We start from the raw sequence: 15,142 nt of genomic DNA on the forward strand, positions 1-15,142 counted from the left end.
CCCCAGATTCCCCTTTGCTTAAACATGCTAACGCGATACGTACCTGTTTCCCGTCACCCAGAAACGCCACGGATAATCGCGCGCCTCTCCGCTGTTGTCAATGCCGATCCGCGGGCCGGTTGATATTTCTTCCGGTGTGTACCCACTTTCAATGTAAAGCGGCTGTTCCGTGATCCAGCGTCCGTAGTCATTCATCGTGACGCCAAGCGCTTTCGTCAACTTTCCGGGACCATTTGTCCATTCCCTCGGACGCCGGCCCGGCCTTCTTTCCTCCATTAACAGCTGGCCTTCTTGAGGCTCAATCGCCCTGATTAATACCGCTTGCGGAACATCCTCTTCGGCGGCAACGACGTTCAGCAATGTATGGGTGTGCATCACATACGTATACACACGGCCAGCTTCAGCAAACATAATCTCAGTCCGTTTCGTCCGGCGGTTGTTAAAGCTGTGGGCTGCTCTGTCCCCGGCTCCCATATAGGCCTCTGTTTCCACGATATAACCTGAAGCTGTCCCTTCATCCGTTTCTTTTACCAAAAGACAGCCGAGAAGAGAGGGAGCAAGTTCTAGGGCCGTTTTTTGATAAAACGTGATGGGCAGCGGATTTCTTTTTCTGGTCACGGATGTCGTACTCTCCTTTTTTCGTTTTAGTAATTGTACCATTCCCGAAGCAGCTAAAAAAAAACTTCAGTTTTAAAATTCTTCCATCAAGGGAATATTGTTACTGTTCAAAAAGGAGGATCCATCAATGAAAGATGATCATCAAAAAGAGTATCACGGCACAAATGTCGAAGGCAGTGAGGATGCGCTTTCTCATAAGACATCCGGGAAAAACGAGTCAGAGGATACCTTAACGAACAGACAGGGGCATCCCGTCACTGACAACCAGAATGTGAGAACAGTCGGGAACAGGGGACCAACAACGCTGGAGAATTACGATTTTCTTGAAAAGATCAGCCACTTTGACCGGGAACGCATCCCTGAACGTGTTGTGCATGCCAGGGGCGCAGGCGCACACGGTTATTTTGAAGCCTACGGAAGTTTTGGAGACGAGCCGATTTCAAAGTACACGCGAGCGAAGCTCTTCCAGGAAAAAGGCAAGAAAACGCCGGCATTTGTCCGTTTTTCTACGGTCAATCACGGAAAACATTCACCTGAAACCTTACGGGACCCCCGCGGTTTTGCCGTTAAGCTTTATACCGAAGACGGAAACTGGGATTTGGTCGGGAACAACCTGAAAATCTTTTTTATTCGAGATCCGCTGAAGTTCCCGGACCTTGTACACGCGTTTCAGCCTGACCCGGTGACCAATATCCAAGATGGTGAACGTATTTTCGACTTCATTTCTCAATCTCCTGAAGCGACACATATGATCACATTTTTGTTTTCGCCTTGGGGCATTCCTGCCAACTACCGGCAAATGCAGGGTTCAGGCGTTCACGCCTACAAATGGGTGAATGAGGAAGGCAAGGCCGTTCTTGTAAAATACCATTTTGAACCGAAACAGGGCATCCGCAACCTGACACAGAAGGAAGCGGAAGAGATTCAGGGGAAAAACTTCAACCACGCGACACAGGATTTGTATGAAGCGATTGAAAACGGCGATTATCCGGAGTGGGAGGTGTATGCCCAAATCATGAGTGATGACGAGCATCCGGAGCTCGACTTTGATCCGCTTGATCCGACTAAGCTGTGGTATAGGGATGATTTCCCGTGGAAGCCGATCGGCAAATTAGTGTTAAACAAAAACCCTGAGAATTACCATTCTGAAGTAGAACAGGCTTCATTCGGTACAGGGGTCCTTGTCGACGGCCTTGATTTTTCTGATGACAAATTGCTTCAAGGCCGGACGTTTGCCTATTCCGATACGCAGCGGTACAGAGTTGGCGCAAACTACCTGCAGTTGCCAATCAACTCACCGAAAAAACACGTCGCGACCAACCAGCAGGGGGGTCAAATGCAATACCGCGTGGATATCGGCGAAGGTCAAAATCCGCACGTCAACTATGAACCGTCTATTATGGGCGGACTAAAGGAAGCAAACCAGCAGGCAAAAGACCATACCCCGCATGTCGAAGGCGACCTGAAGCGGGAAGCGATTGACAGAACGAACAATTTCGGACAAGCCGGTGAAACGTACCGGAGATTTACTGAGTTTGAGCGTACTGAACTCATCACAAATCTGGTCAATACGCTTTCAACCTGCAGAAAAGAAATTCAGGAGCAAATGATTGAGAATTTCACAAAAGCCGATCCGGACTACGGAAAACGCGTGGCGGAAGGGCTGAAAAAGGCTTCAGAAAATAACAGCAACGGACCGGTTGGCACGACAGAAACGGCTCAAGCCGTCGAGCAGGCCGAACAGGAAAGCCATCCGTCTGATCCGTATTAACACCAAGAACAGGACTTTTTTGAAGTCCTGTTTTTTCAATTCTCTATTGAAACGTTTCCACAAATTGTGTTGTACTGGAAGGAAAGAGGTGGTGAGAGCATGGAAATTCAGCAGCCGCTGATTCCTCAGCAAAAAACAATCGGCACTTTAGATCACGCCGTTTTCTTATGCATGGTATTTTGTTTTTGGTTTTCGGGCTATATTTACGTTCCTGTTTTCAGCCTGTATTTGGAGGATCTGCACTTTTCATACGGAGCGATTGGCATGATTCTCGGAAGCTACGGGGTGACCCAAATCCTGCTGCGGTTCCCGCTTGGGGTTCTGTCAGAAATTCTTTTTTCTCTGCGTAAGCCATTGTTAATTGCCGGCTTTGGGTGTTCCATTCTTAGCAGCGTGCTTTTTCTTGCGTTTGATTCTTTTTTCTTCGTCCTGACCGCCCGGCTTCTCGCGGGGTTAACAGCATCCATGTGGGTGATGGCAACGATTCTATACGCTCATTATTTCAAAGATGGCAGTGCGTCAAAAGCAATGGGCATTATGCAGTTTTTCACCGTCATGCCTCAGTTTGTCAGCATTGTGTTCTGCGGGCTTGCAGCAGCGCATTTAGGCAGGCAGGTTCCGTTTTGGATGGCACTGGCTGCCTCGTGCGTCGGCCTTGTGATATGCTGCTTTATTAAAGATCCGTCCGTTTCTCCTGGGCAACGTAAGGCTCTCCGTATAACGCAATACATCAAAGAAACATTGCGGCTGCCGAAGCTGAAGCTTTTCACGATTCTATCTATGACAGCTCATGCCGTGCTATTTATGACGGTGTTTGGTTTTACGCCGCTTTATACAAATCAGCTCGGGATGGGAGACATCGAACTGCTTTGGGTGATGAGCGCCTTTTTTCTCCCTCATGCAGCGGCTACCCTGAGCTTTTTGTTTTTGCGTTTTACCGGAAGAATCGCCTATGGCACCATGCTGATCTGTTTTGCTGTCATTGGAGTCTGTTTGATGTTCGTCCCTTTTTCAGTTTCATTGTCCACGGTTTGCATGACCCATGCTTTCATCGGTCTGGCGCTTGGCTTTGTGTTTCCCCTATTGTTAAGCCGGGTCGTCGATATCAGCTCAGCTCGTTTAAAAATGTCAGCCATGGGATTTTATCAATCGTTTTATGCGCTGGGCATCTTTATCGGCCCCCTTCTCGCCGGAAAAATCGCACAGGTTTTCGGTTTGGCAGAGGTATTTTATGGAGCGGGATTGATGGCATTTTCCGCTTTGTTGATGATGCTGGCCACAAAGCGAAAAATGATCGGTTAATAGCTTTCATACTGCCGGAAGCGCCACACAGAAAAAATGGCCAGAAGCATGATGCACAGAATGGAGAATGTGAGCGACCACCCGAAAAAGTCCGCCCGCTCTCCATGAATCAGAATATGCTCCGCCTGCTTGCAAAGCTCAGCCGGCAGCCATTTCGCACCATCAGGAAAAAGCGAGACAGCAAAGGAAACGGCAGCAGTCAGCCCAATTCCGGCTGCCGCGGCTGCTCCGAGAGACCGAAACATCACGCTTCCGGCTAGCCCTGCAGTAACAATAAACGTCATCCAAAGAGAGTAGAGGCCGAGGCTTGCTGCAAAGCGGCTGAATGATGCGTGTTCAAACAAGATCCGGACGTAATAATAAGCAAGTCCGTACCCAGCTGCAAACGAGGCGATTCCGATCATGCTTTGGGTGATCCATTTGTTCAATATATACTGGGCTGCCGTCACAGGTCGTGACATGATCAGTGCCGTTACACCTTGATTTCTTTCATTCGCCACACTGCCCATGACACTGAAGATGATCAGCGCCATGCCAAGTGTGTTGAATTGGGAAAGCGTGCTCACCATCACCTCAGATCCGGAAGGCATGGTAAAACTGATTTTCATACCGTCTGGAAGGCTCCCCCCATGCGCAATGATTTCCGGCATGTAATAAATGGTCAGCGGCTGCGTCAGCCCCACGATCATCATCGCGATGGGCAGCCAGATCAGCTTGCCGCTTCTCCAGCCTTCCAGCCATTCCTTTTGTAATAGCGTCATCATGACATTCATGCGTGCACCACCTTAAGATAGACGTCTTCGAGAGACTCGGTTTTTTGTTCAAAACAGGTGATTGTCAATCCCATTTGGATACAATCACTCAGCAATGTCCTGCCAGAGCCTGTATCGCTTAGCTCAAAAACAGCTTGAGACGGATTCTTATAGACAACATCGGATATATAAGGCCTCTCTTCAAGCCACCCCTTCAGTTTCTCTTTTACAGTAAGAGTGAAAACATTCGTTTGATGCTGTTCTTTAAGCTGCTGTAAAGCGCCTTTCCATGAAATCTCACCATTTTGCATGATCACGACTTGATCACACACCTGCTCCGCATCGTGCAAAACGTGAGTAGAAAACAAAACAGCCATATGTTTTTTCAGCTCCCGCATCATATCCAGCACCTCGATACGCCCAGAAGGGTCCAGGGCAGATACCGGTTCATCCAAAATCAAAAGCTTCGGTTTATGAAGCAGAGCCTGAGCCAGGCCGAGCCTTTGTTTCATGCCGCCAGAATAACCGCCGATTTTCTTGTTTGCCGCGTCCTGCAAACCGACAAACTCCAGCATTTCGCCTATTTTCTCAAGGCTTTTTTTCTTTGAAAGGCCAGACAGTCTCCCGGCAAAGGTTAAAAATTCATTAGCCGTCATCCAGGAATAAAAAGCCGGGTACTGCGGAAGATAGCCAATCATACTGCGATCTGCCTTTTGCTCCCCGTACAGCTTGATCGTCCCGGAGGTAGGTGACAGCAGTCCGGACAGCATTTGAAGCGTTGTGGTCTTACCAGCCCCATTCGGTCCTAATAGAGCGACACACTCGTTCTCCTTGACTTGAAAACTGACATCCCGTACAGCTTGATGATGCCGATATGATTTGCATAATGACTCAATAGATAACATGCTCGCTCACCTTTGCTTTCTGCCGACGGTAAAAAATAAAATCGGCCCAATAATATTGATGCATATAATCACTGCTGCCCACATCCATTTCGGCCCGTTTGTCCGCTCTTCTTTCACACAGCTGATCAGGGCAAACACTGCCAGCACGGCCTGTAACACAATCAGCGGTACAATCATTTCCCAAGAAATATTCATTAGTTGATCCTCCTATTTTTTCGGTCCGGCCTTATCACAAAAAAGTAATAGCAAATCAGAGGCATCGGCGCTTGAATCAGTCCGACAATTCCCCACACCCATGCCAGACGATCCCGTTTTTTCGCATCAATGAATAAAAAGATGCCCTGTGCCAATACAATCAGATAAGCAAACACAAAAATCGTCAATTCTGTTTGGGACATCAGTGTTTCACCTCACGTTCGCCAAGGTATCGTTTTTTCTCAGCTGCAATCAAAATCGGCAGGACAGCCAGCGCACAGACCTGAAGCACGACAAAAGCAGCGGGAACTTGAGTAAATGCCAGAATCGCCGCGCTTACCACCATCAGTGCAGAGAACACAAATAAGATAACTTCTTTCAGCACGCTTTTTCTTCGTTCGGCTTTCATTTGTGACAGCTGATCAAGCAATTCTTTTTGACTCGGTATATTCGGGTTGGCGCATTGGTCAATTTTCTGCAATTCCGATTTTAAATGAACAGATCCCTTTTCTTTATTCATCAGTCCACTCCTTTCTGATTTGTTGGAGCCCTTTATGGACTCTGGACTTTACCGTGCCTTCTTTGATATGCAGCATCACCCCGATATCCGCATAGGTATAGCCGTAATAGTGCCTTAATAAAACGGGCGTGCGCAGCTTCGGGTCAAGCTGAGAAAAGAGATCAAGCGTCTCGCTCCACTCGGAGCCTTTCATTGACACGTCCCATTTGATCTTGCGTATCGTTTCCTCTGTAACAGCCTGATTTCGTTTCCATTCTCTCTTTCTCTTTTTCTGGTGATCAAGGTAGAGTCTTGACGCAATAGAGATCAGCCAAGTGGAGAATTTGGATCGGCCTTGAAAACTCCCTAGATGGACGTACCCTTTCAGAAAGGTTTCCTGAACCAGATCCTCGCTGATGTCAGGGTGAAGGGAAAGCTTTAACAAGTATTTGTATAGAAAAGAATAATAATGCTGAAAAAGAGCTGTAAACGCCTCGTCGCTTCCCTCTTTCGCCTGCTGAATCAATTGCTTTTCTTCATTTGTATCCAATGCACGCGATCCCCCCTTTTTATGTTATCTTGCCTTATGAGACGACACCGGATTCCAAAGCGTTCAATTTTTTTTATAATTCTTTTGATCTATTGACTTCACTGTCTTCTCATTGGTTTTTGTGAGCATCAAAATTTGTAAAGCGAAGTACAGTCTGTTAAGCTATGTTTTTATGTCTATATCAAAATTTCATTATATATGGAGGACGATGCATTGAAAGTAGAAAGGCGAACGATTGAATATATTCCAAATGAAGAAAGACATGGTAAAGCGAAAGATTTATTTCCCGTATGGTTCGGGGCCAATATGCATATCACCACGTTAGTAACCGGTACCCTTCCCGTTGCAATGGGACTTAATCTGTTTTGGAGTGTTGCCGCTATTATTTGCGGAACCTTAATTGGTGCCATATTTATGGCTTCTCATTCCGCGCAAGGACCTCAGCTCGGCATCCCGCAAATGATTCAAAGCCGTGCCCAATTCGGCGTAATCGGAGCGATTCTTCCCCTCTTCTTAGTCATGTTTATCTACCTTGGTTTCTTCGCAAGCAGTACGATTCTGGCGGCCGGTACCTTAAGCAGCTTTGTTCCCATCCCGGGATCATGGAGCATTATAGGCTTAAGCGCCGCATGTTTTTTACTCACCATTTTCGGTCATGATTTGATTCATAAAATGCAAAAAATCCTTTCTTGGACCTCTTTTGCCGTATTTTTTGCTGCAACGATACTCATTTTCCAATTACCGATTCCGGCAGGCAGCTGGGTGCCCGGAACGGTCGACTTGCCCGTTTTCTTGGTGGCAGTCAGCGCAGTAGCGACTTGGCAGCTTGCCTATGCGCCTTATGTCGCCGATTATTCTAGATATCTGCCCATTAAAACACCGGCGTCCAAAACGTTTTGGTACAGCTACGCAGGAACATCTGTCAGCTCCATCTGGATGATGCTGCTCGGCGCGCTGCTGACCACAGCACTTCCTGATTTTACGACAAACTCAGGTACCCAGATTGTGCAATTGTTCGGCCCCTTCTCGTTCATTATGCTGATCATTGTTTTATTTGGCCAGATGGCGATTAATGTCTTTAACTTGTATGGAGCCTTTATGTCCACGACGACTACGCTTGAGCCGTTTCTGAAATTAAAAGTCACACCGAAAATCAGAATCATCATGATTCTTGGCGTCACAATCGTCGGAACAGTCCTAAGCCTTCTCGGGCAAAGCAATTTTATGGAGCTGTTTTTGAATTTTATCTTTTTTATCAGTTATTTCTTAATTCCATGGACGGCGATCAATTTAGTGGATTACTACTTCGTCCGCCATGGGAACTATGAGGTCAAAGCGATGTTTGATGTCAACGGGCCATATGGAAGAGTCAATTGGATCACAACGATTGCTTTCATTCTATCCATCTTGTTAGAAATTCCGTTTATCAATACATCCTTTTACATCGGGCCATTGGCAAAAATGTTTGGCGGCGGGGATATCGCATGGATTATCGGCTTAGCCGTGCCTTCTGTTCTATATTATGTACTCATGAAACCGCGCCTGAAAAAACGAGCGGCTTATCAAGAAAAGCTGTCTTCCCTATGAAGACAGCTTTTTTCATTCAAATCGTTTCCATACACGAGGCAACATGTCAGAGAGCTCGTGGGCGAGCAGCGTATGAGCAGAGTGTTCGTCAGTCCAAAGCTCGGCGCATTCACCGTGCAAGTATACAGCATTTAATACGGCATGTTTCGGGTCTTTGTGGCAGCAAAGCATGCCCAATATCATTCCCGTCAGCGTGTCGCCGGTTCCTCCTTTGGCGAGTGCCCCGTTTCCGGTCGGATTGCTCCAGCAGTCGCCATCGGGAAACGCGATGATGGTTTGATTTCCTTTTAACACGATCACCGTTTGCAGCTGAACCGCCCACTCCTTGGCATATTCCGCTCTTTTGTTTTGTAAGTCTTTCACCGGGACCCCTGTCATTCGGGAAAACTCACCTGGATGCGGCGTGAGGATGACGGGCGCCTCCCGTTTCGGATACGTGCGCTTTGTCAGCGCTCCGGCATCCAAAATAACAGGGCAGTCCATCTCAAGCACATGATCAACGGCCTGCTGCACTCTCTCTGTTTGCGGAAGCCCCGAACCGATCGCAATCGCCCGGTACGTCTCTTCAAGCCGAGAGCCCGCCGCTTTTTCCCAGCCGTCACGCCAATACGTGGCCTCCGGCAGAACCGGAACAATCAGCGGGATCACGCTTTCAGACGTGCCGATGACAAGCTTACCGAGACCGCTCCGCATGGCACCAAGCCCGGCTAAAAGCGCAGCGCCCGGCATGTCATCGCTTCCCGCCAGCAGCAAAGCCGTACCGTACGTGCCTTTATGGCTCGCTGCATCTCTTTCAGGGAGCGCAGCCCTCACATGCTCTTCCGTCCAAATCGGAACATTCATATCCATACCTCCTCTTATTATCTCTTCTTATTTTTCCTGCACTTCATCCTTTTCAAACAAAAAAAGACAGCCCCAAAGGCTGTCTTCTATTTTACAGGAACGTCGAGGTGATAAAGACGGCGATATCGTTCGTTCGTCGCCAGCAGTTCCTCGTGCGTTCCGTCCATTTCTGTTTTTCCGTTTTCCAGAAAGACGATTTTATCGGCTGCTTCCACTCCCGCCAAGTGATGTGTAATCCAAAGAATCGTTTTACCTTTCAGCACCTCAAACACGGTTTCCATCAGTTCGCGTTCCGTGATAGGGTCTAAGCCTACTGTAGGCTCATCAAGTATAATGATCGGCGTATCCTGCAGCAAAATCCGGGCGAGCGCGATCCGCTGCCGCTCTCCTCCTGAAAAACGGATTCCGGTTTCCTGAACTGAAGTATGATACCCGTCAGGCAGCGACTCAATGTAATCATGCAGTTTCACCTGCTTTGCGGCGCGGCGCACATCCTCGTCACTCGCCTTTCCGTTTCCAAGCCTGATGTTATTCAAAATGCTTGTATCAAACAAGTGAGGCTTTTGATTTAACACAGCCACCGCATCAGCAATCTGGTCCTTTAAAAACGCCGTTTCCACTCCGTTTAACGTTACCGAGCCTGAGTCAGGTTTCAAGGCGCCCTCAATTAATGCGAGTGACGTTGATTTTCCTGATCCGCTCCGGCCGAGCAGTGCCATTTTTTCTCCTTGGCGCAGCATAAAGGAAAAATGGTTCAATACTTGGCTGGTGTTGTCATAAGAAAACGTCACATCTCGAAACGCCAAGGTGACATCTTTGAGATCAAGCCTATCAGCCGCAGACTCTGTTTGTGAAGACTCAGGCTGAGGAGCCACCTTGTTCATTCTTTTGATAGAATCCTGATAACCCGGCACTTCGCCCAAGGCATCAGAAAGCGGCAGAAAAGCTTCTGTCAGCGGAAACACAACAAGCACAAAGGCTGCAATCATTGTTCTGGCGAGTTCGCCATTTGCATGCTGCCCCGCCGTCCAAAACAGCATCAGCAAAATGAGACCGGCGACAAGGCATTGCGCGGCGAAATCCCGCCATCTAGTAAAACGATGTTTTTTTCGTTCCAGCTCAAACCACGTATTTTCTTCTTTTTCATAGGAATCAATAAAAGCATGCCGGCGTCCGCTGAACATCCAGTCGCTGACACCCATCACGGCATCTGTGAGACGGCTGTACAGCACATTCCGCCCGCTTTTCAGCTTGGCATTCTTCGCCCGCGTCACAAGCAAAGACACGACCGGAAACAGCACAACCAGAACAAACAGATACACCGCCAGCAAAATGGCAAACGGCCAGGAGAAGAAACCAAGCGCAATCACTGAAACAGCATACAAAAGCAAGGCTGAGATGGCAGGGAAAATGGTTTTTAAGAAGGCATCCTGCAAATGCTCAATATCCTCAGATAAAATGCCGAGCATATCTCCCGTGCGAAAACGGGATCGCAGCATCAAAGCGCCCGGCTCAAGCATGTTGTAAAGGCGGACGCGCATGTCGGACACGATTTTCAAAATGATGTGATGGCCGATCAGGCGCTCCACATAGCGTGACACAGACCGGGCAATCCCAAAGGTTCGAACGGCGACAATCGGGACATAAATGAGCAGGATGTTCTCCGGTCTTGTCGCCGCTTTTGAAATTAAAAACCCTGACGTAAACATGAGAAAAGCAGCGGAAAAAATCGTCACCGCGCCCAAAAAGACAACAAGAACAAACAGACGGGCATTTTGCTTGATATACGGCAGAATCCATTCTTCTTTCTTCATGCTCTTTCCCCCAGTTGTGCCTTCACGAGTTTGGTGTACACACCGTTTTTCGCCAGCAATTCATCGTGAGTCCCGATTTCTGCAACCTTGCCTCCGTCCAGCACGATCATTTCATCCATATCAAGCATCCAATGGAGGCGGTGTGTCGCGAGAAAGACCAGCTTATCATCAAATAAATCCAGCATCGTTTCTTTTATTTCATATTCTGTTTCGATATCCAGATGGGCGGTCGGCTCATCCAGCAGCAGAATCGGGCGGTTTCCCAAAAAAGCGCGGGCAAGCGCGACACGCTGAGCCTGACCGCCGCTGAGCGCCCGGCCGCCTTCTCCGATCCGTCCCTCTAATCCTTCAGGAAGAGTGTTTACAAACTCCGTCAATCCCGCTGAGGCAGCAGCGCGGGCTGTTTCTTCAGCAGAAGCGCTTGGGTGATAAAAGCGGATATTGTTCGCCAGCGTATCATCAAAAATATAAGGATGCTGCGGAATATAGAGAAGGTTTTTCTGCCAGTTCCCGTCCTGCAGGTGCGAACGGCTTGAACCGTTCACATTAATAACACCGCTATCCGGCTCCAAAAACCCGCCGAGGATATCAATTAATGTTGATTTTCCGGCACCGCTTGCACCGATAATGCCGATTTTTTTCTTGCCTTTGAATGACAGATCAATATTAGACACCGACCGGCCAACTGACACACCTGACAGCTTCAGCTCATCTTGATCGGACCACATCCCAAGCTGAAGAGGCGCCTCTTCTTTAAAGCCAGGCTGCGACAAAATCTCTTGAATGGTTTTGCCTGCCTCCTGCCCGTTTAGCGTTGCGTGATAATCGTTCCCCACTTCCCGCACCGGCAGAAAATACTCAGGTGCCAGGATAAGCGCCGTTAATGCAGGGCCAAGCAAAATATCGCCGTCAATCAAACGCAGTCCCAAAAACACAGCAACTGTCGCCACAGACAGCATCGTGAAAAAGTCGAGAGCAAATGAAGATAAAAACGCCACCCGCAGTGTACTCATTGTCGCTTTGCGATACCGCTCACTGACGTGGAAAATGTTTTTGCTATGCGATTTGCTCAATCCTAAAAAACGCAATGTCTCCAATCCGCGAAGAGAATCAACGAAATGGTTGGACAATGTCTGATATGATTTCCACTGGCGATCCGCTTTTCGCTGTGCGACAAGGCCAAGAAGAATCATAAATATAATCAGAATCGGCAGGGCCACGACTAAAATAATCGCCGACGTCCGATCCTGAAAAAACACGTAGATGACAACCGCAGCAGGCACAATCGCCATGCTGACCATTTTCGGCAAAAACAGTTCAAGATAGCGGCGGAACTGGCTGATGCCTTCCATCGCCAGCGTCACCATTTGTCCTGTCCCCTCTTTCTTTGCAAAGCGGGGGCCTAAACGGAACAGCTGATCGAGAAAACTTTTTCTCAAATCAGCTCCCGTCTGGGCGGCATAATGATAGACGAGTTTCTGACGCGCCACTGTCACCCCGTGCCGCGCGACAAAAGCGATGAGGAAAAAGCTGATCACCGGAAACAGGGAGGCAATGCTCTTCCCGTTGAACAGTCCGGTTACAGCTTCACTCAGCCACTCTGCCTGCATGATAATAGCGGCTGTCTGAATCAGCGTTAAGCAAGTAATCACGGTGAGAATCCGCTTCATTCCTTTATATCGAAACAGGTCTTTTCCCATTAATAAGTCATAGGCTCCTTATGACTGACGCGCTTCCGGAAGACATAATAGCTCCAGATCTGACTGCCGATGACAAACGGCAATAGCGTTAATGCTGCAATTGACATGACTTTAAGCGAATAATCACCGGAAGAAGCGTTAGCTACTGTTAAATCGAATGCGCTTTGAATCGAGCTGACCATCACCCGAGGGAATAGCGAAATGAAAATCATTCCTATGGTCAGAGCAAGACCCGCGCCTGTCATCGCAAATGTCCAGCCGTCTTTACTCTTACGGATGAATAAAGCTGCAAGCATAAAGCAGATGACAATCAAAACAACAAGCGGTATTGTAATCTCGCCGCGGCGTGTAAACATGTCTGTCTCATAAGCAGAAAGAGCCGCAAAAGCAAGCACTGCCACAAAAACAATACCCATTATCTTTTGCGCCATTTGTCGGGCGCGCTGCTGCAAATCACCAATCGTACGCAGCGTGATGAACATTAATCCATGCAGGAAGCAGAGAAGTGTTACGGTCACGCCGCCAAGTACAGAATATACATTTATATAATCAGAGAAATGCGCGTGAATGTTCATATCGGCATCAATCGGCATACCGCGGAATAATGTCGTAAATAACACACCGAGCACAAACGGAGGAATCAGACTGCCGAAGAAAACCACCCAGTCCCAAACCTTTACCCATTTTAAATGATCAACCTTGCCGCGGAATTCAAACGCGACCCCGCGGCCCATTAATGCAAGCAGCACAATGACAAACGGAATGTAATAACCGCTCAGCATCGTTGCATACCAGTTTGGAAACGCCGCGAAGATAGCACCCGCACCAGTCAAAAGCCATACTTCATTCGCGTCCCAGAACGGCCCGATCGTGTTGATCAGCACTCTGCGCTCTAATTCATTATGGCCAAGAAAACGGGTCGCCATGCCGACCCCGAAATCAAAGCCTTCCAAAAAGAAGAAACCGATAAACAATACAGCAACGAGTATAAACCAAAGATCATGAAGAGATGCCATGGTATACCTCCTGACTAAAAGGATCTGTTGATACAGGAACATCATGATGATCATCATGCTCCGCGCCTTTTTTAATTTCACGGATGAACAAGAAGACGAGCAATGCGCCTAAAATCATATACATCACACCGAATGCGATGATTGAGAATAACAAGGAGCCCGCCGTTACGTTAGGCGACACGGATTGAGCCGTTGTCATCAAACCCATGACCGTCCAAGGCTGACGCCCGATTTCTGTCATAATCCAGCCAGCGGAGTTCGCAATAAACGGGAAGGAAATCAATGCGATCATGATGCGCAAATACCATTTGCTGTTTTCCAGCTTTTTGCGGCGGTTCAGCCAAAGGCCGCCTAACGCAGCAAGAATCATGACAACACCTGCTCCAACCATAATACGGAAGCTCCAGAACGTCGTTTTGACAGGCGGAATATAGTCGCCTTTTCCATACACTTTTTCGTACTCTGCCTGAAGTGTTTTCATTCCCTTGACACTGCCGCTGAATTTTTGGTAAGCCAGGTAGCTCAATGCGTATGGAACTTTGATTTCATTTGAGCTCTTTTCATTTTTCGTATCAATTGTGGCAAAGGCCGTCCAAGCAGCAGGGTCGCCGCTGTCTTCCCAAAGCCCTTCACTGGCAGCCATTTTCATTGGCTGTGATTCCATCAAGTGTTCAGCCTGCATGTGGCCGCTCAGGCCAACGCCAAGGCCTGCACAAAGACCCACAATCATTGCGAGTTTGAAAGATTGTTTAAAGAATGGCACTTCTTTTTTCTTTAATAGTTTAAAAGCACTGACACCCGCGATAAAGAAGGCCCCGGTGGCAAGCGCACCGAAAATGACGTGCGGGAATTCAACCCATAGCTGCGGATTTGTCAACAGCGCGCCAAAGTCATTCATTTCCGCGCGTCCGTTTTTGATCGTAAAGCCGACCGGCTCCTGCATAAAGGAGTTCGCTGTTAAAATCCAGAAGGACGACATAATCGTTCCGAATGACACGAGCCAAATGCAGAGCGCGTGAATTTTTTTAGGCAGGCGGTCCCAGCCGAAAATCCACAATCCGATAAAAATCGATTCCATGAAAAACGCCAATAATGCTTCAATCGCAAGCGGCGCGCCAAATACATCTCCGACAAAACGGGAATAATCAGACCAGTTCAGTCCAAACTGGAATTCTTGCAAAATCCCCGTAACAACACCGACTGCGAAATTTATTAAGAACAAGTGTCCCCAAAACTTCGCCATTTTGAGGTACAGCTCATTTTTCTTCACAAGATAAAGAGTCTCCATCAATGCAACCATAAACACAAGCCCGATTGACATTGGCACAAACAAGAAATGAAACAACGTTGTTGATGCAAATTGAAGGCGGGCTAATACTAATTCACTCATGCTTTATCCTCCATTTCCGGTTGAAAATGTTATATTGTTCACTACTTCACAAGCAGAACCAAAACTTTGATCAGCATTTCACAAAATAGACGAAAAAAAATAATGCTCAATATTTCACAAATACATCAAAAAGTCGTCCAATATGATTCAAGATTGCCAGACTGACGAATGGCACGATCCCTGAATGGTTCATATTAAGT

General features: G+C 47.7%; 15 protein-coding genes. 3 read left to right on the forward strand and 12 right to left on the reverse strand.

Features of this window, described 5'->3' with window-relative positions:
* Positions 1-27: 27 nt before the first annotated feature.
* Positions 28-618, reverse strand: a complete 591-nt coding sequence (locus NST56_RS20675; protein WP_010332399.1) for a DNA-3-methyladenine glycosylase — start codon at positions 616-618, stop codon at positions 28-30.
* 127 nt (positions 619-745) lie between these two features.
* Between NST56_RS20675 and katX the strand changes: the two genes are divergently transcribed.
* Positions 746-2,389: a catalase KatX gene (gene katX / locus NST56_RS20680; protein ID WP_339178870.1), complete on the forward strand. Its 1,644-nt coding sequence runs from the start codon at positions 746-748 to the stop codon at positions 2,387-2,389.
* 99 nt (positions 2,390-2,488) lie between these two features.
* Entirely contained in the window at positions 2,489-3,691 is a 1,203-nt protein-coding gene (locus tag NST56_RS20685; protein WP_268471785.1) for an MFS transporter, read from the forward strand.
* On the opposite strand, the gene NST56_RS20690 is transcribed toward NST56_RS20685, so the two are convergent.
* From NST56_RS20690 to sigY, 6 genes are read right to left on the reverse strand one after another with little or no spacing between them, the layout of a single operon-like run.
* A complete protein-coding gene (locus NST56_RS20690; protein ID WP_339178876.1) occupies positions 3,688-4,464 on the reverse strand; it encodes an ABC transporter permease subunit in 777 nt (258 codons plus the stop codon). The two genes, NST56_RS20685 and NST56_RS20690, sit on opposite strands and share 4 nt — an antisense overlap.
* Entirely contained in the window at positions 4,461-5,348 is an 888-nt protein-coding gene (locus NST56_RS20695; protein ID WP_326218614.1) for an ABC transporter ATP-binding protein, read from the reverse strand. The genes NST56_RS20690 and NST56_RS20695 overlap by 4 nt, the downstream gene beginning before the upstream one ends.
* A 6-nt stretch (positions 5,349-5,354) precedes the next feature.
* The gene (yxlE, locus tag NST56_RS20700) at positions 5,355-5,543 is read right to left on the reverse strand and encodes a sigma Y negative regulator YxlE (RefSeq protein ID WP_024123344.1); all 189 of its coding nucleotides are present in this window, start codon (positions 5,541-5,543) and stop codon (positions 5,355-5,357) included.
* Positions 5,543-5,746 (reverse strand): sigma Y negative regulator YxlD, encoded by a 204-nt coding sequence (gene yxlD / locus NST56_RS20705; protein WP_268471794.1) that lies wholly within the window; start codon positions 5,744-5,746, stop codon positions 5,543-5,545. Before yxlD ends, yxlE begins: the two co-directional genes overlap by 1 nt.
* Positions 5,746-6,063, reverse strand: coding sequence for a YxlC family protein (locus NST56_RS20710; RefSeq protein ID WP_168749099.1), 318 nt, complete (start codon positions 6,061-6,063; stop codon positions 5,746-5,748). The genes yxlD and NST56_RS20710 overlap by 1 nt, the downstream gene beginning before the upstream one ends.
* Positions 6,056-6,592, reverse strand: coding sequence for an RNA polymerase sigma factor SigY (gene sigY, locus NST56_RS20715; RefSeq protein WP_229148472.1), 537 nt, complete (start codon positions 6,590-6,592; stop codon positions 6,056-6,058). The genes NST56_RS20710 and sigY overlap by 8 nt, the downstream gene beginning before the upstream one ends.
* A 213-nt stretch (positions 6,593-6,805) precedes the next feature.
* On the opposite strand from sigY, the gene NST56_RS20720 reads away from it, so the two are divergent.
* Positions 6,806-8,179, forward strand: a complete 1,374-nt coding sequence (locus NST56_RS20720) for a cytosine permease (protein ID WP_127696338.1) — start codon at positions 6,806-6,808, stop codon at positions 8,177-8,179.
* A gap of 12 nt (positions 8,180-8,191) precedes the next feature.
* Here NST56_RS20720 and NST56_RS20725 read toward each other — a convergent pair whose 3' ends face one another.
* The 5 genes from NST56_RS20725 to cydA all read right to left on the reverse strand — a co-directional run bounded on the left by NST56_RS20725 (position 8,192) and on the right by cydA (position 14,942).
* Positions 8,192-9,022 (reverse strand): NAD(P)H-hydrate dehydratase, encoded by an 831-nt coding sequence (locus NST56_RS20725; protein ID WP_339178885.1) that lies wholly within the window; start codon positions 9,020-9,022, stop codon positions 8,192-8,194.
* A gap of 86 nt (positions 9,023-9,108) precedes the next feature.
* Positions 9,109-10,836 (reverse strand): thiol reductant ABC exporter subunit CydC, encoded by a 1,728-nt coding sequence (gene cydC, locus NST56_RS20730; protein WP_339178887.1) that lies wholly within the window; start codon positions 10,834-10,836, stop codon positions 9,109-9,111.
* Positions 10,833-12,536 (reverse strand): thiol reductant ABC exporter subunit CydD, encoded by a 1,704-nt coding sequence (gene cydD, locus NST56_RS20735; protein ID WP_339178889.1) that lies wholly within the window; start codon positions 12,534-12,536, stop codon positions 10,833-10,835. Before cydD ends, cydC begins: the two co-directional genes overlap by 4 nt.
* On the reverse strand, positions 12,536-13,552 hold the full coding sequence (gene cydB / locus NST56_RS20740) for a cytochrome d ubiquinol oxidase subunit II (RefSeq protein ID WP_010332412.1): 1,017 nt from the start codon (positions 13,550-13,552) through the stop codon (positions 12,536-12,538). The genes cydD and cydB overlap by 1 nt, the downstream gene beginning before the upstream one ends.
* The gene (gene cydA, locus NST56_RS20745; protein WP_339178891.1) at positions 13,536-14,942 is read right to left on the reverse strand and encodes a cytochrome ubiquinol oxidase subunit I; all 1,407 of its coding nucleotides are present in this window, start codon (positions 14,940-14,942) and stop codon (positions 13,536-13,538) included. The genes cydB and cydA overlap by 17 nt, the downstream gene beginning before the upstream one ends.
* Positions 14,943-15,142: the final 200 nt, after the last annotated feature.

Source organism: Bacillus sp. FSL R5-0560, assembly GCF_037966305.1.
In the GTDB taxonomy this organism is placed as follows: domain Bacteria; phylum Bacillota; class Bacilli; order Bacillales; family Bacillaceae; genus Bacillus; species Bacillus mojavensis.

Excerpts from the sequence above, each read along its gene's own strand:
- katX (WP_339178870.1), top strand. The coding sequence starts at position 746 with ATGAAAGATGATCATCAAAAAGAGTATCACGGCACAAATGTCGAAGGC.
- NST56_RS20685 (WP_268471785.1), top strand. The coding sequence starts at position 2,489 with ATGGAAATTCAGCAGCCGCTGATTCCTCAGCAAAAAACAATCGGCACT.
- NST56_RS20690 (WP_339178876.1), bottom strand. The coding sequence starts at position 4,464 with ATGAATGTCATGATGACGCTATTACAAAAGGAATGGCTGGAAGGCTGG.
- NST56_RS20695 (WP_326218614.1), bottom strand. The coding sequence starts at position 5,348 with ATGTTATCTATTGAGTCATTATGCAAATCATATCGGCATCATCAAGCT.
- yxlE (WP_024123344.1), bottom strand. The coding sequence starts at position 5,543 with ATGAATATTTCTTGGGAAATGATTGTACCGCTGATTGTGTTACAGGCC.
- yxlD (WP_268471794.1), bottom strand. The coding sequence starts at position 5,746 with ATGTCCCAAACAGAATTGACGATTTTTGTGTTTGCTTATCTGATTGTA.
- NST56_RS20710 (WP_168749099.1), bottom strand. The coding sequence starts at position 6,063 with ATGAATAAAGAAAAGGGATCTGTTCATTTAAAATCGGAATTGCAGAAA.
- NST56_RS20725 (WP_339178885.1), bottom strand. The coding sequence starts at position 9,022 with ATGAATGTTCCGATTTGGACGGAAGAGCATGTGAGGGCTGCGCTCCCT.
- cydC (WP_339178887.1), bottom strand. The coding sequence starts at position 10,836 with ATGAAGAAAGAAGAATGGATTCTGCCGTATATCAAGCAAAATGCCCGT.
- cydD (WP_339178889.1), bottom strand. The coding sequence starts at position 12,536 with ATGGGAAAAGACCTGTTTCGATATAAAGGAATGAAGCGGATTCTCACC.
- cydB (WP_010332412.1), bottom strand. The coding sequence starts at position 13,552 with ATGGCATCTCTTCATGATCTTTGGTTTATACTCGTTGCTGTATTGTTT.
- cydA (WP_339178891.1), bottom strand. The coding sequence starts at position 14,942 with ATGAGTGAATTAGTATTAGCCCGCCTTCAATTTGCATCAACAACGTTG.